The sequence below is a fragment of the Sutcliffiella horikoshii genome (genome assembly GCF_008180725.1).
GTDB classification, from domain to species: Bacteria; Bacillota; Bacilli; order Bacillales; family Bacillaceae_I; genus Sutcliffiella_A; species Sutcliffiella_A horikoshii_B.
This window is the reverse complement of record NZ_VTEV01000003.1, coordinates 562343-583687: the sequence shown is the minus strand read 5'-3', so window position 1 is coordinate 583687 and position 21345 is coordinate 562343. Positions and strand designations below refer to the sequence as shown.

20 protein-coding genes are annotated in these 21345 nt (G+C 40.7%); 13 read left to right on the top strand and 7 right to left on the bottom strand.

All coding sequences use genetic code 11. The features are described from left to right. Positions 1-95: 95 nt before the first annotated feature. Positions 96-833, bottom strand: a complete 738-nt coding sequence (locus FZC76_RS09715) for a lipase family protein (protein WP_148988006.1) — start codon at positions 831-833, stop codon at positions 96-98. A 160-nt stretch (positions 834-993) separates the two neighbouring features. Between FZC76_RS09715 and FZC76_RS09710 the strand changes: the two genes are divergently transcribed. Next, complete coding sequence (locus FZC76_RS09710) at positions 994-1419, top strand: DUF1801 domain-containing protein (protein ID WP_148988005.1); 426 nt, start codon at positions 994-996, stop codon at positions 1417-1419. Between the two features lie 107 nt (positions 1420-1526). Here the strand turns inward: FZC76_RS09710 and FZC76_RS09705 are convergent, their stop codons facing one another. Both FZC76_RS09705 and FZC76_RS09700 read right to left on the bottom strand, forming a co-directional pair. Then, on the bottom strand, positions 1527-2270 hold the full coding sequence (locus FZC76_RS09705) for a yteA family sporulation protein (protein ID WP_148988004.1): 744 nt from the start codon (positions 2268-2270) through the stop codon (positions 1527-1529). A gap of 110 nt (positions 2271-2380) precedes the next feature. Then, complete coding sequence (locus FZC76_RS09700; protein ID WP_148988003.1) at positions 2381-3319, bottom strand: 1,4-dihydroxy-2-naphthoate polyprenyltransferase; 939 nt, start codon at positions 3317-3319, stop codon at positions 2381-2383. 264 nt (positions 3320-3583) lie between these two features. On the opposite strand from FZC76_RS09700, the gene FZC76_RS09695 reads away from it, so the two are divergent. From FZC76_RS09695 to FZC76_RS09650, 10 genes are all read left to right on the top strand, one after another. Continuing rightward, entirely contained in the window at positions 3584-4969 is a 1386-nt protein-coding gene (locus FZC76_RS09695) for an isochorismate synthase (protein ID WP_148988002.1), read from the top strand. Between the two features lie 5 nt (positions 4970-4974). Further along, positions 4975-6738, top strand: a complete 1764-nt coding sequence (gene menD / locus FZC76_RS09690; protein WP_148988001.1) for a 2-succinyl-5-enolpyruvyl-6-hydroxy-3-cyclohexene-1-carboxylic-acid synthase — start codon at positions 4975-4977, stop codon at positions 6736-6738. Then, positions 6738-7547, top strand: a complete 810-nt coding sequence (gene menH, locus FZC76_RS09685) for a 2-succinyl-6-hydroxy-2,4-cyclohexadiene-1-carboxylate synthase (protein WP_148988040.1) — start codon at positions 6738-6740, stop codon at positions 7545-7547. The genes menD and menH overlap by 1 nt, the downstream gene beginning before the upstream one ends. A 24-nt stretch (positions 7548-7571) precedes the next feature. Next, entirely contained in the window at positions 7572-8393 is an 822-nt protein-coding gene (gene menB / locus FZC76_RS09680; protein ID WP_148988000.1) for a 1,4-dihydroxy-2-naphthoyl-CoA synthase, read from the top strand. Between the two features lie 96 nt (positions 8394-8489). Further along, entirely contained in the window at positions 8490-9986 is a 1497-nt protein-coding gene (locus tag FZC76_RS09675; protein ID WP_148987999.1) for an o-succinylbenzoate--CoA ligase, read from the top strand. Continuing rightward, a complete protein-coding gene (gene menC, locus FZC76_RS09670; RefSeq protein WP_148987998.1) occupies positions 9976-11088 on the top strand; it encodes an o-succinylbenzoate synthase in 1113 nt (370 codons plus the stop codon). The genes FZC76_RS09675 and menC overlap by 11 nt, the downstream gene beginning before the upstream one ends. Positions 11089-11476: 388 nt before the next feature. Then, positions 11477-12403, top strand: a complete 927-nt coding sequence (locus FZC76_RS09665) for a metal ABC transporter solute-binding protein, Zn/Mn family (protein WP_148987997.1) — start codon at positions 11477-11479, stop codon at positions 12401-12403. A 43-nt stretch (positions 12404-12446) separates the two neighbouring features. Beyond that, a complete protein-coding gene (locus FZC76_RS09660) occupies positions 12447-13193 on the top strand; it encodes a metal ABC transporter ATP-binding protein (protein ID WP_148987996.1) in 747 nt (248 codons plus the stop codon). A gap of 10 nt (positions 13194-13203) precedes the next feature. Continuing rightward, positions 13204-14559 (top strand): metal ABC transporter permease, encoded by a 1356-nt coding sequence (locus tag FZC76_RS09655; RefSeq protein ID WP_148987995.1) that lies wholly within the window; start codon positions 13204-13206, stop codon positions 14557-14559. Continuing rightward, positions 14559-15452, top strand: coding sequence for a metal ABC transporter permease (locus tag FZC76_RS09650; RefSeq protein WP_148987994.1), 894 nt, complete (start codon positions 14559-14561; stop codon positions 15450-15452). The genes FZC76_RS09655 and FZC76_RS09650 overlap by 1 nt, the downstream gene beginning before the upstream one ends. Before the next feature lie 351 nt (positions 15453-15803). On the opposite strand, the gene FZC76_RS09645 is transcribed toward FZC76_RS09650, so the two are convergent. Next, positions 15804-15959 carry a DUF1540 domain-containing protein gene (locus tag FZC76_RS09645; protein ID WP_082380952.1) on the bottom strand — a complete coding sequence of 52 codons (156 nt, stop codon included), beginning with the start codon at positions 15957-15959 and terminating at the stop codon, positions 15804-15806. A gap of 185 nt (positions 15960-16144) precedes the next feature. Here FZC76_RS09645 and FZC76_RS09640 point away from each other — a divergent pair, with 185 nt between their 5' ends. Beyond that, the gene (locus tag FZC76_RS09640) at positions 16145-16429 is read left to right on the top strand and encodes a DUF2325 domain-containing protein (protein WP_010195229.1); all 285 of its coding nucleotides are present in this window, start codon (positions 16145-16147) and stop codon (positions 16427-16429) included. Between the two features lie 29 nt (positions 16430-16458). Here the strand turns inward: FZC76_RS09640 and FZC76_RS09635 are convergent, their stop codons facing one another. Both FZC76_RS09635 and FZC76_RS09630 read right to left on the bottom strand, forming a co-directional pair. Further along, complete coding sequence (locus tag FZC76_RS09635; RefSeq protein WP_148987993.1) at positions 16459-17487, bottom strand: cytochrome d ubiquinol oxidase subunit II; 1029 nt, start codon at positions 17485-17487, stop codon at positions 16459-16461. A 14-nt stretch (positions 17488-17501) separates the two neighbouring features. Further along, positions 17502-18854, bottom strand: a complete 1353-nt coding sequence (locus FZC76_RS09630; protein WP_148987992.1) for a cytochrome ubiquinol oxidase subunit I — start codon at positions 18852-18854, stop codon at positions 17502-17504. 242 nt (positions 18855-19096) lie between these two features. Here FZC76_RS09630 and FZC76_RS09625 point away from each other — a divergent pair, with 242 nt between their 5' ends. Continuing rightward, on the top strand, positions 19097-20065 hold the full coding sequence (locus tag FZC76_RS09625; protein WP_148987991.1) for a CobW family GTP-binding protein: 969 nt from the start codon (positions 19097-19099) through the stop codon (positions 20063-20065). 53 nt (positions 20066-20118) lie between these two features. Here FZC76_RS09625 and FZC76_RS09620 read toward each other — a convergent pair whose 3' ends face one another. Next, the gene (locus tag FZC76_RS09620) at positions 20119-21330 is read right to left on the bottom strand and encodes a metal ABC transporter solute-binding protein, Zn/Mn family (RefSeq protein WP_148987990.1); all 1212 of its coding nucleotides are present in this window, start codon (positions 21328-21330) and stop codon (positions 20119-20121) included. Positions 21331-21345: the final 15 nt, after the last annotated feature.

Below are 21345 nucleotides of genomic sequence, written 5' to 3'. Positions count from 1 at the left end.
AGCCATTTGCGGAAATCAACAGCGGTGATTAATAAAATTTCAAAATCAAGGTCTTTTTCAGTGGCCTCTCTTTATTGCGCGGTCCTTTTGTGTGGTCAGAACTTCTCTTTCATGGCTTTGATATAGGTTTCAATGCTGTGGTTTTTGATGATGGAGCCTTCTGTTAGTAGGAAGCGGTAGGGGGTAAAGGTGTGTTTGTAGTGCCACGTTCTTTTGCTTAGAGGTGCTACGACTTTTGTTGGTGGTACGAAAGGGACGAGGTCTGCTAAGTTAACGAACCTGATAGACCCTGGAACAGCTTCATTATACAGGTGTGCAAACGCTTCGTTCCCAACTCGCGGTGCACCAAAACTATACATATATAGCGAGGAATGGTTTGCATTTATAGCACAATCAAGGGCAAATAGTGTAGCGAGAGCTCCACCGAGACTATGCCCAGTGATAAAAATGGTTTTCGAAGCAGATAGCTCTTGCTGAAGGTACTTCAACAGCTCTTCCCTCATAGACTCATATACGGAAAGGAAACCACCATGTACAAGTAGCTGGTTACCTGTTTCGCAATAAGGAAAAGGCTCTTGAAAAATTTCTGCATCCGCAATCCAATCAGGATCTGTTTGTGTCCCACGGAATGTAACGATGATTGCTTCTTCAGATTCTAAAATAAATCCAAACCATTCCAGGCTATGAAATGATACACCTTTGAATTCTTTTACCAAATCAAAGCCGTTTGGTATAGAAAAAATACCATTTTGATGATACTGGTCATATGCAAGTTGACAGCATTCTGCTAAAAAAACTGCCCACGCCTTGGAGAAAATATCTCTAGTGTACATGTATCATATCCCTCACTTTCCATCACAAATCGTGATAACTGCCTACGATAATGTATGGTTGTGACGATAAAGAGGTGCATGGTTGGATAGATGAGGAAGGGAAATGATAAGATTTGTGGAATAAGTAAGGAATGATTGATATTGGAAAGGAGCAACATGGATGGGCTATGAATTAAAAACAAAAGAAACGGATAACAGTGTCATTGAATTCATTGAAACGGTGGAAAGTCCCAAAAAGCGGGAAGATGCGTATAAACTGTTAGAGATCTTCACAGAAACGACAGGTTATGAAGCGAAGATGTGGGGACCAAGCATAATTGGGTTCGGATCTTATCATTATAAGTATCCTACAGGTCATGAAGGAGATGCTATGCTTGTCGGGTTTTCACCAAGAAAAGCAAAAATAAGCTTATATTTTGCAACAGGTGATTCAAAAAGAGAAGAACTGTTGAAGAGTTTCGGCAAGCATACAACAGGCAAGGCATGTGTGTACATAAATAAAGTGGCAGACATTGACGTGGAAGTATTAAAAGCGTTGATTAAACAATCTATGCTATTTTTGCAAGAAACGTATCCACCCAAATAAACAAAAGGAAGCCTTAGCGCATTGGTGCTTTAAGGCTTCCTTTTTTAAATAGACTCTAGTGCGTAAATCAACAGCGGTGTTTAACACAGCCTTTAAAAAAGACAAACTTATTCTGTATAAGGATCTTTCTCATAACCATGTAAGTCACCAAAGGAAGTCATAATGCCTTCCTCATCAAGTGCATCTTCATAGGCCTCATGTTTGATGGAAGGATATACGGTAACATTTTGACCATACATGTCAGTTCCTACAAAGTTTTCGTAATCCTCTACATAACCTTCATTCTCTTCGCTTTCTACATATGTGCGGTCGTAATTTTCTACATCATCTGCAAAGTCTGATGGGCTCTCAGATGTTCCGTATCTCTGAACAATTTGCCATGTGTCTTCCGCGTCAAAAGCCACGCCTTCTGATTCATCGTATTCAAAGCGACCATACGGTGGCATCAATACTTTTTCCTCTACAGGTCGGTCGCGAGAGACAACCTGGTCGGGGCTGTGTTCTTTACAATAAGTGGTGGTTGGAATAGCATCTAAGCGCTCTACGTCTATTTCTTTTCCGCAAACTTCACATATTCCGTACGTGCCAGAGGCCATAGCTTGAAGAGCGTGATTGATGTCTTTCATTTCTTTTTCGGCATGCTCATTTAAGGCTAGGTCTTTTTCTCTTTCGTATAACTCGGTTCCAAGGTCACCTGGATGGTTATCGTAAGCGGAAAGCTCACTAACTGTTTCATATGGATGTTCCTGTTCCAGCTGATAATGATCATTCTGGTCCAGGTGTGCTTGAAGTGTTTGTTTTGTATCTTCTAGTTGCTGCTTTAACTCATTTATTTTATCAGGGGATAACATACAAATAGACTCCTTTCAAATCCTGTCTATTTGTATTATGAGCGTTCATTCTAAAAATCATGATTGCCAATTAAAAAAACTGACTCCATGATTAGAGTCAGTTTTTTATATTAGGAAAAGTAACCAATAACAAGGCCAATTCCAAGCAAAAAGCCGAAAATAGTATTAGTCTTTGCAGTTGCCACCATCGCCGGCATCATCGTCACATTGCTGTTATTGTTTGTAAAACCTTTAATCGCTGAAAGTGGCTTGGCCACAGATAAGAAAACTAATAATAACCAAAATGACGCGTAACCAAGTGCAATAAAGAGTACAATAAGTGCATATGACACAATAAACATGGCAGCTAGAAGTAAAATCGCATTCTTTCTGCCAACTAAAATCGCCACTGTTTTGCGGCCATTCTCTTTGTCGCCTACAATATCGCGAATGTTATTTGCTAACAGAATGGCTCCGACTAGAATGGAAATCGGAATGGAAATTAACATCGCAGTATCTGAAATCGTACCTGTTTGAATGTAGAAAGAAATAAGAATAATAACAAAGCCCATAAAGAATCCTGCTACAATTTCACCAAATGGGGTATATGCAATAGGGTAGGGACCTCCTGTGTAGAAATACCCTGCTGCCATACAGGCTGTTCCGATGGCAGCCAACCACCATGTGCTATTCATGCATATAAACACACCTAGTAACGTGGCGATACCAAAGAACGCAAATGCCAGCTGTAGAACAGTGGACGGTTTAACGCCGTGCCTTACAATCGCGCCGCCAATCCCTACTGAATTTTCATTATCGAGTCCCTTTTTATAATCGTAATACTCATTAATCATATTAGTCGCTGCCTGTATTAACAGGCTGGCCAATAGCATGGCAAAAAATAAAGGCCAATCAATGCTGGTGTCATAAAGAGCAAGTGCTGTCCCGATAAATACAGGAACAAACGCAGCTGTTAAAGTATGTGGACGCAGTAGGTTCCACCATACCTTCCATCTCTTTTCTGTAGGTGCTTGAAAGCTTGTCTCTGTTTGAATTGTCTGAGGTTGCATTATGTGACCCCTCCATCTATTATGGCAAAATAAAAAACGAAAACAATATATTATAAATACAATATAAGTGTATGTAAAGGGACAAAAGGTGTCAACGGTTTTTCAGAAGAAACACAGGAAGATTTTACATGTATCTATATATAAGGAAGAAACGCGAAAGAAAACGGCTCATTTTGTTGACATAAAAAGGTTTTGAGGTGTATCTTTAAGGAAGCGATTTCGAGACAAAGTCTTGCGGTAACAAGGCCTCGGGGGGAGTCTTACATGATTACAATACCATTTCATCATATAGTGAGTTTATGGGAGGAAGCAAAAATTAAAGCGACCTCGATAAACCAGACGGTCTTAATTAGTTATACTAAGAAAATAGAACAGCTAGATCCCCTTCATTTTTTTCAAAAAAGTGAGCAATTCTTCGAAGGGCAACGGTTCTTTTGGTCAAATCCTGATCATTCTCATATGATGGTCGGTGCAGGTGTGACAGCGGAATTCACTGCAGATGGAGAAGATGACAGGTATCATGCGATTGAAACGCAATGGAAGCGTTTTACCGAGCAGGCTGTATGCAACAAAGATTCACATTTGGTTGGTCCGGTTATGTATGGAGGATTTTCCTTTGATCCACAAAAGGAGAAGACAAAGTTATGGGACCAATTTGCTGACGCCTTATTTATTTTACCCACCTTTATGCTTACAAAGGTAGAAGGCGAAACTTATCTCACCATTAACTATTTGAGTGATTGTGATGAAAGTGTCCTGAAAGATTTGGTTAACCTTGAAGAGGAGCTATTGAGTGGCTCTTCTATTAAGCATGTCAGCACCACTTCCATAGTAAAGTGCCTGGAAATGGATCCGATGGAATGGAAAGAGTCCATTTCTAAAGTTACAGAGAGAATAACAGACGGGCAGATGGATAAGGTGGTGCTGGCAAGAGAGTTACGGGTACTATTCCAAGATAAGGTAAACGTTGCGCCTGTATTGAAAAACCTGATGGAAGAGCAGGCGAACAGTTATTTATTCACAGTGGAAAGAGGAACCGATTGCTTCCTTGGTGCGACACCAGAACAATTGGTAAAAAAGCAAGGCAACAACGTTCAGTCTATGTGTTTAGCAGGATCGATTGCCAGAGGAGACTCGGTGGAAGAAGATTCGATGTTAGGCAAATCTTTACTTACTGATGAGAAAAACATGCATGAACATGACCTTGTTGTGCAGATGATACGGGCATCGTTAGAAAAAGTTTGTGAAAATGTACGTACTCCATCTGAACCAAACCTTTACAAAATGAAACATATTCAGCATTTACACACACCTGTAACGGCAGAAACTACCGATGATTGCAGCCTTTCAGATTTAATAAAACTACTTCATCCAACACCAGCACTCGGAGGGTTTCCGCAAGAAATTTCCCTTCAAACAATCAGAGAAGTGGAGAGACTGGACAGAGGCTGGTATGCAGGTCCGCTTGGCTGGATGAATTGGAAAGAGGACGGAGAATTTGTTGTAGCTATTCGTTCAGGCTTGCTACAGGATAGGGAAGCCTCCTTGTTTGCTGGATGTGGTATTGTCGGAGATTCCGATCCAGAAAGCGAATATCTAGAAACACAAATTAAATTCCGACCAATGTTATCAGCACTAGGGGGTAACTAAACACAATGAATTCAATAGATGACATGACCTTTTATCTTGCAGCATTTGTAGATGAATTAGTAAAAAGCGGTCTGGAGGATGCGGTAGTTAGCCCTGGTTCACGCTCCACTCCAATCGCTCTTCTTTTGGCAGAACATCCTGACATCCATGTTACCGTGCTAATTGATGAGCGTTCTGCAGCTTTTTATGCACTGGGACTTGCAAAAACAAAGAATAAGCCAGTTGCCATTCTTTGTACATCAGGCACTGCAGCAACGAACTATTATCCTGCCATTGTGGAGGCTTTTCAATCTAGACTGCCGCTTATTGTCCTAACAGCAGATCGCCCACATGAGCTACGCGATGTCGGAGCGCCACAGGCAATTGATCAAGTGAAAATGTATGGAGACTATGTGAAATGGTTCGTTGAGATGTCCTTACCGGAAGATACGGACCACATGATTCGATACGCACGAACGATGGCAGCGCGAGCTACAGGCACTTCCCTAAGTGCGCCTATGGGACCTGTTCATCTCAATTTCCCTTTACGTGAACCGTTGATTCCTAACTTAGAGGCGGAGGAGCTTTGGGCCAAGTACAAAGAAAGCAATGAATCGATAGTAGAGGTAAATGTAGGCGAATACTCCATTTCAGATGATCAGGCTGGCTTTTTTGCCATGCTAATGAACGACCGAAAAAAAGGAATTATTGTTTGCGGAGAAATGCCTCAGTCAATGTGTGATACATTTTCAAATGCTATTACCGAACTTTCTCAAACCTTACAATACCCGATTTTCGCTGACCCATTATCAGGGCTTAGAACGGGAACACATGCAAAAGAGACGGTAATGGAAGGCTATGATGCCTTCTTGCGATCGGATGAAGTGAAGAAGAACCTAGAACCAGAGATTATCATCCGTTTTGGCGCAATGCCGGTATCAAAGTTTTTAATGCAATACATAAGCAAGTCCAGTAGTGCGATACAGATTGTTGTAGACGGAGACGGCGGGTGGAGAGATCCGACGTTACAGGCAAGCTATATGGTTCATGCAGAAGAAACGATCTTTTGCCATAAGGTAATGCGAAATCTCTCAGCTCGTGACTCCTTTGAATGGATGGATGGTATTAAGTTGTTAAATGACAGGACAAAAAAGATACTTTCCCATGAACAAGAGGAAGTCGGGATGTTTGAGGGGAGAGTGATCACAGAACTTCAAACGATGTTACCTGATAGTTCGGCCATTTTTGTAGGAAACAGTATGCCTATCCGTGATGTGGATACTTTCTTTTATACAGATGATAAAAAGCTGACGGTGCTTGCAAACAGGGGGGCAAATGGGATTGATGGAGTGGTTTCTACTGCACTTGCAGCAAGTAAAGCATATGAAAACCTAGTCCTGGTAATTGGAGATTTATCATTCTACCACGATATGAATGGCCTGCTTGCCGCAAAATTATTAAAGCTTAATGTCACTATTGTGCTTGTAAATAATAATGGAGGGGGAATCTTCTCGTTCCTTCCGCAGTCAAAAGTGGAAAAGCATTTTGAAACATTGTTTGGTACTCCAACCGGTATTAATTTTGAGCACGCTGTAAAGTTATACGAAGGCGATTATGTGAGAGCGGAGAGTTGGTCTGATTTCCAAGAAGCAGTGTCATATTCTATTACCCAAAAAGGCTTGAAAGTAATTGAAGTTCCAACGAACCGGGCAGAAAATGAAGAGATTCATCGCAAATTGTGGAAAAATGTTTCCCAGGAAATGATTTCGATGTTGGACAAAGAAGAATGATGGAGATTAACGGGGTTTACTATCATGTAGAGAAAATTGGTCATGGTGCCCACCATATTCTTATGTTGCACGGTTTTACTGGGAACGGAAGAAGTTTTCAAGAAATAATCGCAGGTTTTGAAAATGTGGAAGACTATACGTTTATTTTGGTAGATCAACTGGGCCATGGAAAAACAGATGCACCTGGGCAATCGGAGCGTTATCGGATGGAAAAGGTACTTTTCGATTTAAAATCTATTTTGGATACATTAAGTATTTCATCGGTATCTATTTATGGATATTCTATGGGAGGAAGGGTGGCGCTTTCTTTTGCGGTTGCTTATCCTATGATGGTATCCAAAATAGTGCTGGAAAGTGCGTCTCCTGGTTTGGAAAAGTCAGGGGACAGGCTTGCAAGGAAAGAAGCAGATGAAAAGCTTGCAGAGCGGATTGAAAAGGAAGGGATAACATCTTTTATTGATTTTTGGACTAACATCCCCCTTTTCCAATCACAAAAACTATTGCCTCCGGAAAAACAAGAGGCTATCTATGAGCAACGAATGAACAATTCACCTGTGGGACTAGCAAATAGTTTGCGTGGTCTGGGTACAGGGGTGCAACCATCTGTTTGGAATTCTCTTGATAAAATCAACGCTCCTGTACTTCTGGCGGCAGGGGAATGGGACGAAAAATTTGTCCTTATTGCTCAGGAAATGAAAAAAAGGATAGAAAAATCGATTTTTTTGAAAATAAGTGACGCGGGACATGCAATTCATGTGGAACAACCGCGAAAGTTTGGTAAAATAGTAAGTGAGTTTTTATCGAACTAATTTATGTTAGGGAGGAAATAAAACATGGCAAGAGAATGGATAGCAGGACCAAAACAATTTGAAGACATTTTATATGAAACATATAACGGGATTGCAAAAATTACGATCAACCGTCCGGAAGTACATAATGCATTCCGTCCGAAGACAGTAATGGAATTAATTGAAGCGTTTGCGTATGCACGTGACGATTCTAGTGTTGGGGTTATTATTTTAACTGGTGCCGGTGACAAAGCGTTTTGTTCCGGAGGAGACCAAAAGGTTCGCGGACATGGCGGTTATGTTGGGGAAGATGAGATTCCTCGCTTGAACGTACTTGACCTTCAACGTCTAATCCGTGTAACCCCAAAACCTGTAGTAGCAATGGTTGCAGGCTGGGCAATTGGTGGTGGACACGTATTGCATGTTGTATGTGATTTAACAATTGCTGCTGACAATGCACGCTTTGGTCAAACTGGTCCTAAAGTGGGAAGTTTTGATGCGGGGTACGGTTCCGGATACCTTGCTCGTATCGTTGGACATAAGAAAGCCCGTGAAATCTGGTACTTGTGCCGTCAATACGATGCGAAGGAAGCACTTGATATGGGTCTAGTAAACACGGTTGTTCCTTTGGAGCGTTTAGAAGATGAAACAGTACAATGGTGTGAAGAAATGTTAGAAAACAGCCCGACTGCTCTACGTTTCTTGAAAGCTGCCATGAACGCAGACACAGATGGCTTGGCTGGTATCCAACAGTTCGCTGGTGATGCTACATTATTGTATTACACTACGGAAGAGGCAAAAGAAGGTCGCGATGCTTTTAAAGAAAAAAGAAAGCCGGACTTTGGACAATTCCCTCGTTTCCCTTAATAAATAGATTTATGGTGATTGGAGGGCAATCTAAGAGCTTTTGGCTTTTGGATTGCTCTCTTTTTATGGGAAAACAGGTGTAGGGAGGTTATTTCGATGACAGTATTGCCAAACTTTTTAATGAAACGGGCTGCTTTGACTCCGGACCGAATAGCACTTGAAATGGAAGATAGAACGGTGACTTTTTCAGAGTTATACAGAAGTTCATTGATCTTGACCGGTAAATTAGTAGAATTGGGTGTAAGGCGAGAGGACCGGATTTCTGTCTTTATGGCCAATAGCATAGAACTTGTAGAATTACTGTTCGCATTGAAAAATCTTGGAGCAATCACTGTATTACATAATTTGCGATTAACATCTAAGGAGCTGTCCTATCAAGTAGAGGACGCAGCATCCCGATTTATTTTGGTGGATTATGAACAAGAACCCGGGCTTCAGAAAAGTAAAGAGTTTAAGGGAACCGAGAAGATTGTCTCCTTTTCTAAGTTACTTTCTTTAAAAGGCAGTGACATTTCTATTGTAGAGGAGTTCTCCCTTGAAGAAATTGATACCATTATGTACACAAGTGGCACGACGGGTTTTCCTAAAGGAGTGAAGCAGTCCTATGGCAATCACTTTTGGAGTGCTACTGGCTCTGCTCTAAATATGGGGCTGCATGAAGATGACTGTTGGTTGTTAGCGGTGCCGATTTTTCATATAAGTGGATTATCCATCTTGATGAGAAGCGTTATTTATGGAATGAGAGTGATCATCCATAGGCGTTTTGAAGCGGAAGCAGTACATCAGGACTTGATGGAACGGAAAGTTAGTATTATGTCAGTCGTGACCACAATGCTAAGTAACTTGTTGGAGCAACTCGGTTCGAAGACCTATCCGGAAGCCTTTCGATGCATGCTTGTTGGTGGAGGGCCTGTACCCAAATCCATTTTGGAAGAGTGCATGAGTAAAACTATTCCGGTCTATCAAACGTATGGAATGACGGAAACCTGCTCACAAATTGTCACACTCTCTCCGGACTTTGCCATGTCTAAACTAGGTTCTGCTGGGAAACCGCTCTTTCCTTGTCAGCTTAAAGTAATGGTCGATGGAGTGGAAGTTGGTCCTATGGAAACAGGTGAAATTGTCGTGAAGGGTCCAAACGTAACAGCTGGGTATTACAACCGGGAAGAGAGTACTTCTGAGGCAGTAAAAGACGGATGGTTGTACACTGGCGATTTAGGTTATGTGGATGAGGACGGGTTTTTGTTTGTTGTGGACAGACGAAGTGATTTAATAATATCAGGCGGGGAAAATGTCTATCCTGCAGAAATCGAAGCGGTTTTGGTTTCTCACCCTTCTATAAAGGAGGCGGGGGTTACAGGGATGCCGGATGATCGATGGGGACAGATTCCAGTAGCATTTGTTGTTACTGCCAGGGAAGAAGAACGGATGGAAGAAAAATTATTGTCTTTTGTTCGTGAGCAGTTGGCTGGTTACAAAGTTCCAAAACAAATTTATTTTGTGGAAAGTTTGCCGAGAAATGCTTCCAATAAGTTAATGCGCAGAGAGCTATTAAAAATGTTGCCCGATTGGGAGGACAGTAATGAAAATTGAGAAGGTTGATTTATTCCTGACTTCTATGAAATTAGTTCAACCGTTTCGAACTCACCAGGAAACCGTCACAGATAGGGAGAGCATCTTAATTAAAGCAACAGATGGTTCTGGGAATTCCGGATGGGGGGAAGTGGTTGCATTTTCTTCTCCATGGTATACAGAGGAAACCATTGAAACTGCTTGGCATATGTTGACTGAGTTTTTCATTCCAACTGTTTTACATCAAGAGTGGGAATCCCCGCGAGGAGTGAACGAGGCTCTTTTACATTGGAAGCGTAACCAGATGGCTAAAGCTGGAGTAGAGATGGCAATCTGGGATCTATTTGCCAAGCAGGCGGGGGTCTCTTTGGCAGAGTATATTGGTGGTGTCAGCAGAGAGGTGAAAGCTGGGGTAGTAGTGAGCATGGATACTCCTGAGCGGATGCTCTCTACCATCGAGCATAGAATTAAAGAAGGCTATGAGCGGATTAAGGTGAAAGTAGACCCAGCAAACGACTATGAGATATTAAAAAAGATACGAGATGCGTTTCCTGATATTGCTTTATTAGTAGATGCAAATTCCGCCTATTCGCTTCGGGATGCGAAGCGGCTTAAAAAGTTAGATGCACTAAACTTGCTGATGATCGAACAGCCTCTTGCTGCTGATGACATTGTGGAGCATGCGGAACTGCAACAAGTTTTATCTACACCGGTATGTTTGGATGAAAGTATTGTTTCCATTCAGGATGCCAGAAACGCTATCAAGCTTGGAAGCTGTAAAGTGATGAGCATTAAAATCGGTCGGGTTGGCGGACTGGCAAACGCCATTGACATCCATAATACATGTGCGGAACATGGAATTCCTGTTTGGTGTGGAGGTATGTTGGAAACCGGAATTTCGAGAGCATTCCATATCGCCCTTGCTTCTTTACCCAATTTTACGATCCCAGGAGATCTTTCTTCATCAAGCCGTTATTGGGAAAAAGATGTAATAACGCCGGAAGTGGTAGTGAAAAATGGGAGATTGCCTGTACCAGATGGACCAGGTATCGGCTTTGAAGTGGATGAAGCGTTTATAAAGAAAATCAGTAAGCGAAAAGCAAGCTTTCCTACAAAAAAATAAAATAAAATTTCCGACAATATAATAAAAAACAAAAAAGCCTCTGAAGCCCCAGCGCTGCAGGGCTTTTTTACGGTAACTTTATATATATTCGACGTAAAGAGCGAAATTCCTAGAGGGGTCTGACCCCCTTTCTTTCTTTTTTTCTATTTTTTCGCGCTTTTTCGTTCTTGACAAAAGTTTGCTTAGGGTTTAAGTTTTGTATGAGGGCAACTTTTTGAGTGTAGGCTTAAATTACTGTAGTTGGTCAAGTTGAATCACATTTTTATCTTCTTCTACATACAGTGATTTAGGAGAAAGATAAGAACGTTTGTATTTTTTTTACCATAAAATTTGCACTAGACAAACTTTTGTTGACTAGTACAAACACTTTGAGAAGAGGAGAGAGAAAATGAAAAAACTATTGGGGAAATTGGTATTGCTAGGAGCTATCAGTTTGGGATTGACTGCTTGTTCTTCAGGAGTAAGTAGTGATGAGAATGAAACAATTAAGGTTACCACTACTATTGCACAAATAGCAGATATCGTTGAAAATGTTGGTGGAGACAAAGTAGAAGTGGAAAGTCTTATGGGGCCAGGTATTGACCCTCATTTGTATAAAGCCTCTCAAGGAGATTTGAAAAAATTAAACGAAGCGGATATTATCTTCTATAATGGGCTTAAATTAGAGGGAAGAATGGGAGAAATCCTTAGTAAAATGAAGGATAAAAAAGCAACGGTTCCTGTAGCTGAGTCTGTTCCAACGGATAAGTTGTTAATTGCTGAAGGAGAAACAGATAAAAAGGATCCTCATGTTTGGTTTGATATCTCTTTATGGGTGTATGCAGTGGAAGAAGTGAAAGAGACATTAATTAAAGAAGATAAGGCGAACGCTGATTTATATGAAAAGAATGCGGAAGCATATATAAAGAAATTGGAAGAATTAGATACTTACGCGAAGGAACAACTTGCAACTATCCCTGAAGAGAGTAGAGTATTAGTAACGGCTCATGACGCGTTCCAGTACTTTGGTAAAGCATATGGAATGGAAGTGACGGGTTTGCAAGGATTGAGTACAGACGCAGAGTTTGGTTTAAGTGATGTGCGTTCCATTGTAGATCTTTTAGTAGAAAGAAACATTAAAGCAGTATTCGTTGAAAGCAGCATTTCGGAAGACTCCATAAATGCAGTGGTTCAAGGAGCTGAAAGCAAGGACCACACAGTTGTAATAGGTGGGGAACTATACTCTGATGCAATGGGAGCTGCTGGAACAGAAACAGGAACATACTTAGGAATGTTCAGACATAATATTGATACAATCGTAAAGGCGTTAAAATAGTTCTTTCATGGGTAAAGCAAATTAGAAAGCAAGGTGAACGAATATGCAGCCGGTCAAAATAGAAAATTTAACAGTAGCTTATCATCGTAAACCTGTATTAAAAGAAATTAGTTTCAGCGTTCCGGAAGGAAAACTAATCGGGATTATTGGACCGAATGGTGCCGGTAAATCTACATTAATCAAGGCGGCTTTGGAATTAATTCCAAAGGCGTCTGGTACTATATCAATCTATGGAAAATCATATCGATCACAGCGTAAATTAATTGGATATGTTCCACAGCGTGGGTCTGTGGATTGGGACTTTCCAACGAACGCATTGGATGTTGTACTGATGGGGAGATATGGTCATATTGGTTGGGTGAAGAGACCGAACAAAAAGGATATAGAGTTTGCTTATGAATGCTTGGATAAAGTTGGAATGAAAGAATATGCAACACGACAAATTAGTCAGCTTTCAGGTGGACAACAACAACGAGTATTCCTGGCAAGAGCACTTGCACAGGATGCGAGTATTTATTTTATGGATGAACCCTTCGTAGGGGTAGATGCTGCAACAGAAAAAGCAATCATCACCATTCTCAATGAACTTAAAGCACAAGGAAAAACTGTATTGGTAGTTCATCATGATCTCCAGACAGTGAAAGAGTATTTTGACTGGGTGTTGTTGCTTAACCTTAGAAAGATTGCCATCGGTCCGACAGAAGAAGTATTTACAATGGATAATTTGCAAAAAACGTATGGTGGTCGGTTGGCATTTTTAGACCAAAATCATGCCATTGTCGAACAATAGGAGTGACAGTATGGAAACGGTTCTCAATATGCTACAAGATCCGAACGTGCAGTGGGTACTGCTAGGGACCATTTTACTAGGAATGGCAAGTGGTGTCATTGGTAGCTTCGCTTTGTTGAGAAAACAAAGCCTTCTTGGAGATGCAATGGCACACGCAGCTTTGCCGGGAATATGTATTGCTTTCTTACTGATTGGAGCAAAGTCGATGTCATGGTTATTGATTGGAGCGTCCATCTCAGGATTAATCGGAACTTACTGTATTCAAGCCATTATTAAACACTCCAGGATAAAAGAAGATACTGCAATCGGTCTCGTTTTATCTGTGTTTTTTGGCTTTGGTATCGTTCTATTAACCTATATTCAGCAGTATGGAAGCGGTAATCAGGCTGGACTGGATTCATTTATTTTTGGGCAAGCGGCGGCTATTGTTGGTTTAGATGTACAAATCATTAGTGTAATAGCCTTTATCTTAATTTTTATCACATTCATCTTGTTCAAAGAATTGAAGCTTATAACCTTTGATCCTCAGTTTGCTCAAGGGATAGGACTTCCAGTTAAGTGGCTGAATGGTCTTTTAATGACTATGATTGTCGGAGCAGTTGTCATTGGGCTGCAGGCAGTTGGCGTTATTCTAATGGCAGCTATGTTAATCACGCCGGCTATTACTGCAAGGTATTGGACAGAACGGCTTGACTATATGGTTGTTTTGGCTGGAGTGGTAGGTGGAGTTTCAGGTGTTGTTGGGACTTTGCTAAGTACACTATCCCGCGGGATGTCGACAGGACCATTAATTATTTTGGCAGCGACCATATTGTTTGTGTTCTCCCTTATTTTCGGTACGAAAAAAGGATTATTGCCTAAAATGATCAAGCAATGGAAGGTGAAACGCCTAGTAACTAGGGAAAATATTTTATCTAGTTTGTATGAGTTGAGTGAGACGAAGTTGAAAGAGTCAGAAGGTAAAGAAATTGGAAGTTACCCCTACCAACAAGTGGTGGAGCTGCGTCCGATATCGACGCTCACGATGCATGCAGTGGTAAAGGAATTGAAAAAGGAAGGATTATTAGCCGAAGATCAGGCTAATAAACGTATAATGCTAACGGAAAAAGGGCTGGAGATGGCCCATGATATTGTTCTAAAAAACAGGTTAATGGATATGTATCTTATGTTTGAAAGCAAGTTCCCTGTTTCGAACTGGAGAGAGGGAAGCATGGACCTTTTAAATGGACCAAAAGAAATAATTGATGAACTTAGGGCTTTACTCAAGGATTTTGGTAGAGAACCTAATGGCCTATTTTTATATAAAAAGAAAAGAAATATAGGGAACAAAGGCTTCCATTCTGCAGTAGGAGGGAGTGAAGGCTGATGAGTTATGAAGGGTGGATTATTCTAACTGGGTCCTTAGTTGGCATAACATGCGGTCTTACCGGTTGTTTTCTCATTCTAAGAAGAATGGCAATGCTTGCAGATGCAATTAGTCATACGGTTTTACTAGGTATTGTGGCAGCCTACCTTGTTTCAAACAGTCTAGACGGTATCTATATGTTTGCCGGCGCATTGATAGTGGGTTTACTGACGGCATTCTTCATTCAGCTGCTGCATTCATCAGGAGTTCAATCTGATGCAGCAATTGGAGTTGTATTTACTTCCTTATTTGCCCTAGGGGTAATTTTAGTTTCCTTATTTGCAGGAAGAGTTCATTTAGATGTAGATCATGCACTAATGGGGGAAATTGCGTTTGTTCCCTGGGATACGTTAATTATTGCAGGGATGGATGTCGGTCCAAGGGCAGTATGGATGCTTGGAGCTGTTCTTGTCATCAATTTGGCAGTTCTTTTACTTTTCTATAAAGAATTGAAAATTTGCTCGTTTGATCCAGAAATGGCCCTTGCCATTGGAATTCCAGTCATGTTCATGCACTATTTATTAATGGGGATGCTCTCGATTACAACAGTTGCATCTTTTGATAGCGTAGGAGCAATATTAGTGGTTGCGATGCTTATTGCGCCAGGAGCAAGTGCTTACCTATTGACTGATAAACTAAGTATCATGCTTTTGTTAAGTGCTGGTATAGGGGTTGCCTCAGCAGTTCTTGGATATTATGCGGCGTCCTTATTTAATGTTTCAATATCTGGTATGATGGCTTCCATGGCAGGAATATTGTTTGTTTTAACTTTTTTCTTATCGCCAAAGCATGGTTTGGTAATGAAATGGTTCTTTAGAAGAAATTTATCGAAAGAAAGCAACAGCCTCCAGTAAATGGGGGCTTTTTCAAAAGTTATAAAAGTATATTATTACGGTTGATTTCCGTTCCGGTCAAAGAAATAGCCTTTGATTTTAGAATTTTTTTAAACACCTCTGTTGATTTCCGTAAATGGCTTCGCTTTCCTAGGGGCTGACGTGAGCCTCCTCGGCTTCTGCGTGGTCTCCACCTAGCGCTATCTCCCTCAGGAGTCTTCGCATTTGCTCCAATCAACAGCTGAGATTAACCAAACAACTAATTTTACTTTGATTTAAAAAGATCATGCGGTTTACAAATATCTATATTTTTAACATATAAAAGCCCAAGAGTTACCTGCCGCGTAGCTCTTGGGCTTTTTGTTTTTTACATTAATGAGCAGGTTTGAAAGTTTTGCAGTCGGTATCCTTCGAATCGTGTGCAGTGTTCCCTTTATGGCTCACCACATAAATAGCATCTGCTTGGCAAATGTTTCCTTGTCCCCAGTAGTTACAGTTTTCCACTTCACACAAAACTTCTTTAGCCATTATAACGTCCTCCTTTTTTGTACAGAAGATACGTTCCTATTGTTTGCCATAAAAAAAATTTCATACTTCATGATAAAAATAGGTATATTCTATAATTTTATTGACAAAGAGAATCATTCTCAATTATTATGGACTTATAAGAGAGAACGATTCTCAATTAAGCGATAGAAAGGAAGTAGAAAAAGATGGCTTCACTTATGGTAGTTGGTGCAGATCATTTAGGCAATATTCAAGAAAAGCTTGTCACACAAGGATTTGAAAATGTCCTACATATTGATGGAAGAAAGGTGCAAGTAGTAAAAAGAAGCATTCCGGAGCATATCGATATTATTTTGGTTCTAACCGATTATATTAACCATAACCTTGCTAAAGTGATCAAACAAAAAGCAAAAGAGAGCAATAAACCAGTTTTCTACTGTAAGCGTTCCTGGAGTTCCATCCAAAAAGTGCTTTGTAATTTTTCGAAATAAAATAGCCAGGAGAAAATATACTCCTGACCTTAATTTTCACTTTTGATGTATTTTTCATCCTTCATAAACAATCGCCAGAAGTAGATAAAACCTGGAAACAAGATGATAAATCCGACAATATAAGAAATGAAGAGCGCCCGAAAGGAAGCTGGATCTGTAAATCCGTTTTGGATTGTGACATTTGGATAGACGATGTAGGGAAGATGTGCGCGCCCATATGCGTAACTAGCCAATGCATACTGTATAAAAGCAGAAACAACTCCTAACCTTGGCAGGCCGTTCCATCCATCCTTTCCAGGTATAACAAGTGCAACTCCTGTCACGACGAACATACCAGCTGAAATGAATAACCATACAAGATAGTCCATCATCCCATTAAATAACCATGTTGCTTCGTATCGCATGGTAATCATGATTAGTAGAGCGCCTAGTAATGAGACAGGACCTAAGATTAAGGCATCCCTTCTGTAAATAGCATACGCATGTCTGTCTTTTGCAACCTTAGAGAAATCCGCAAGTAACAAGGAAGACAAAAACAAAGTGCTGCTAACCGCAAACAAGATGAAAGAAAGGGCATGTGGGCTGGTTAATAACCGGCCAAGCATTAATGTATCCACCCCATTGATGTTATCCACAAATCCACCATGTGTAATGGGCAAAACAAGTATTAAAAAGGCTGGTATTATAAATCCACTGATTCCTGATACGTACGTTAGCGGTTTATGATAATCGTCGACAATATGGGAGAACACAAGGAATCCGCTACGGACTGCAAGCAAAAGTAGAATGATGCTTCCTGGTATTAAAAGAACAGTTCCGAGTGTATAGGCGGCGCTTGGAAAGAAACTGTATATAGCCACCACAACAGCGACAACAAATACATTGGTGACCTCCCACGTAGGGGATAAATATCGGTTGGCGATATTGGTGGCATTTGTTTTTTCATTCTTTATATAGAGCATAGACCAGAAACCGGCTCCGAAATCCATCGTCGCCATGACGGCGTAGATAAAAATGAAACCCCATAGGACCGTAATTGCCAATATTACGTCTGTCATGAAGGTGATCCTCCTTATGCTTGAACCCCAGTAGGTGTTGGGGGAATATCGTTCAACTCGTCCTCAATTGGATGTCGCTTGAAGTAATAGCGAAGGACCATTACCACTGCAACACCTAGAAGTACATAAATACCTGCAAACGCTATAAACAATGCGGCGAGATTTTGGTTTCCAGTAACTGCATCCTCCGTTAACATCACGCGATAGATAACCCATGGCTGTCTTCCGGTACACGCGAAAATCCATCCAAATTCTATAGCCAACATCGAGAGTGGACCTGCAGCGACAAACAGCCACATAAGCCATTTGGGATAGGTTGTTTTTTTGAGAATCTTACTCCAAAAGAACCCTACTAAAGAGAGCATGATCAGTAGTGAACCAATTCCAACCATTGCGTTGAAAAGGGTATGTACAAACAATGGCGGCCAATACTCTTCAGGAAAATCATCCAGACCGACAACTACCGTGTCAAAACGATCATCCGCCAAAAAGCTTAGTGCCCATGGAACCTCGATTCCCCATTTAACCTCTTTAGCTTCTCGATCGGTGAATCCTCCCACTGCAAGAGGTGCATGAGATTGGGTTTCAAACAGTCCTTCTGCTGCTGCTAACTTTTCTGGTTGATACTGGTGCAACTGTTGGGCAGATTCATGTCCGTTTATAGCAGTCATAAACGAAAAAATCCCTCCTACAACAAGTCCCATGATCAGTGCTTTTCGGTGAAATTTATATACCCGCTCATCATGTTTGTTTCGTAACATTTTATAGGCTGCAACAGAGGCAATGACAAAGGCCCCTGTCATAAAGGCAGAGACTGCCACATGCGCAGCCGTAACGACGAAACTAGGATTGAAAAAAGCGGCCCAAGGATCCACGTCGACAATCTGACCATTTTCAATCCGAAAGCCTGCCGGTGTTCCTTCAAACGCATGGACATTTGTGATGAGTACGGCAGATGCTGCCGCACCGATTGTAACAAGTGTCACACTTAAAATGCGCATCCAGGGTGAAATGCGGTCTGCAGCATACACGTATATGGATATGAATAATGCTTCAATGAAAAACGCATATATTTCAATCTGAAACGGAAGAGCCATGACCTTACCGATGACCTCCATAAATCCAGGCCACAAAAGGGAAAGTTGAACTCCGGCAATTGTACCAGTAGGGATTGCAACCCCTAGTAGCACCGCTTTTGCTTTTGTCCACCTTTTTGCCATAATCGCATATTCACGGTTTTGCGTTTTTTGATACATCAATTCGGCAATGAGAATCATTAAAGGAATCCCAACGCCCAGTGTTGCAAATATAATATGAAATCCCATTGTAGTTCCAAACAATGACCGAGCAATTACTACATCTTCCATTTTGGCTACGTCCCTTCGTGCTTTTATATAACGTTAGAGTCCACATTTTTCCACCAATTATACATATTTTACTAATTGAATTTGTACGATTTAGCTGAAAGGGTAAATAACTTGAATAAAAAAGGTTTTAGCTATAAAATAAAAAGCGTAATGATTACGATTTATTGTCGGTGTATTTGCTTTTGAGTCCATTGTATAATGGGTATTAGGATAATAAGTTAAATGTAAGGAGTGCTAATATAATGTCAAAAAAAGTACCAGTTTACGTTATCAGCGGGTTTTTGGGAAGCGGAAAAACAACCGTGCTTTTACATATGTTAAACCACTTTAAGAGTCAGGGACTAAAACCAGGGATTATCTTGAATGAACTTGGGGATGAAAATGTGGAATCTCATCTTTTTCAGGGAGAAAGTGTAGTAGAACTTCTCAATGGATGCATCTGCTGTACCATTCAAGATGATTTAAAATCTACTCTTGATCAGTATGTAGGTGAAAAGGTAGATGTTTTGATTATTGAAGGAACAGGTGTTGCAAATCCACTTGAAATCAAAGATGTTTTATTGAACCCTCTCTATATGAATTATTTTGAACTGCAGTCCATGATTAGTCTCGTGGATGCCAGTCACTATCTTGAGTATCAAAGCTTCTTTAATAGCTCTAAAGAGATCAGAGGTTTGTTGAAGGAACAAGTCACATCTGCTCATTTGTTGGTGCTGAATAAGATGGATCTCGTCTCGGAGAAAGAATTGATTAAAGTCGAGTCTAAGCTTGCAGATGAGCTTGATGATCATGTTCCTGTTTACAGGACTAGCTATGGGGAGGTTCCATTGGAGATCCTTTTGGAAAAGAGAATGCAATGGAGAGAAGTGAAGGTAGATAAGCATGGAGAAGGTGCTGGACATAATCATGATGGTCACCACCACCATCATCACCACCATCACATTGAAGCTGTAAAAGTGACGTTTTCCGAGCCGATTAATCGTGTGGTTCTTGAGAAACAATTGAAAAAGCTATCTAAAAACGTGGTAAGATCCAAAGGAATTGTACGGCTTGATGAAACGCCAGGCTTTTACGAGTTTCAGTATGCTGCATCTACTTTGGTAATGAACAGAATCGAGAAAACCGACATAGAGCCTTCCATTATACTAATAGGAAAAGAAATTGATGATAAGAAAGTGGAGAAGTTTTGTGAAGCATTGAGAGGGGAATAGGAGAACTAAAAAAGAAAGAGGCAGGCCATTCGGCTGCCTCTTTCTTTTTTAAGTTAATTCAACGCTTTTTTCAAAGTCTCTAAGTTCTTACGCATTAAGCTGAAATAGTCTTCATCATTTTCTGCATCTTCTTCAGTAATTGCCTCTAAGTTATGAAGGACCAGCGCTTCTGCTTTAATTTCATTTTTTACCACTTCGGCAATTTTCCCGCTGATGTTTTGATCGAAAATAACGTACTTGATGTCATTTTCTTTTGCAGTATGGATAACTTCTGTTAATTGTTTCTGTGATGGCTCTTGGGTTGGAGATAAACCATTAACGCTGATTTGTTCCAAGCCATAACGATTCTCCCAGTAACCGTATGCTGAGTGGTTAACTAAGATTTTGTTTGTTTTCGCGCTATCCAATGCTTCTTTGAATTCTGAATCTAATTTTTCAAGGTCAGTTTTCAAGGATTCAAAATTAGCTTCGAAATCTTCTTTGGCTTCTGGTTTTAGTTCCACCAGTGCGTTTTTAATGTTTTCAGCAAGTGTAATAGAAAGTGTAGGATCTAACCAAACGTGCGGATCGCCATTTGAGTGATCGTGCCCTTCATGTCCTTCATTCTCGTGATTGTGCTCTTCTTCATGAGCTTTGTCCTCATGCTCGTGATTGTGCTCTTCTTCATGAGCTTCGTCCTCATGCTCGTGATTGTGCTCTTCTTCATGAGCTTCGTCCTCATGCTCGTGATTGTGCTCTTCTTCATGAGCTTCGTCCTCATGCTCGTGATTGTGCTCTTCTTCATGAGCTTCGTCCTCATGCTCGTGATTGTGCTCTTCTTCATGAGCTTCGTCTTCATGCTCGTGATCGTGCTCTTCTTCATGAGCTTCGTCCTCATGCTCGTGACCGTGCTCTTCTTCACCACGTAGTTCAATTCCATTACCAGCTGCTACAACAGGAACATCCTCATTTTCCAACACATCTTTTGCTTTATCAGCAAAACCTTCTACTCCAACACCTGTATAAATAAAAACATCAGCAGAAGCCATTTCGCTCATTGTTTTTGTAGATGGCTCAAACGTGTGTGCATCTGAACCAGGTGGAAAGACAGACTTCACTTCGACATGATTGCCACCAATTTTCTTTGTAAAGTCCTCTAAAGGGAAGATGGTCGTATAGACAGTCAATTTTTCACTACCGTCAGAAGCCTGATTATCTGAATTACATCCCACAAGGAATGTAAAAACTACTAACATCATTGCGATAAAAATAGATTTAGTTTTCATTGTTTTCTCCTCTCG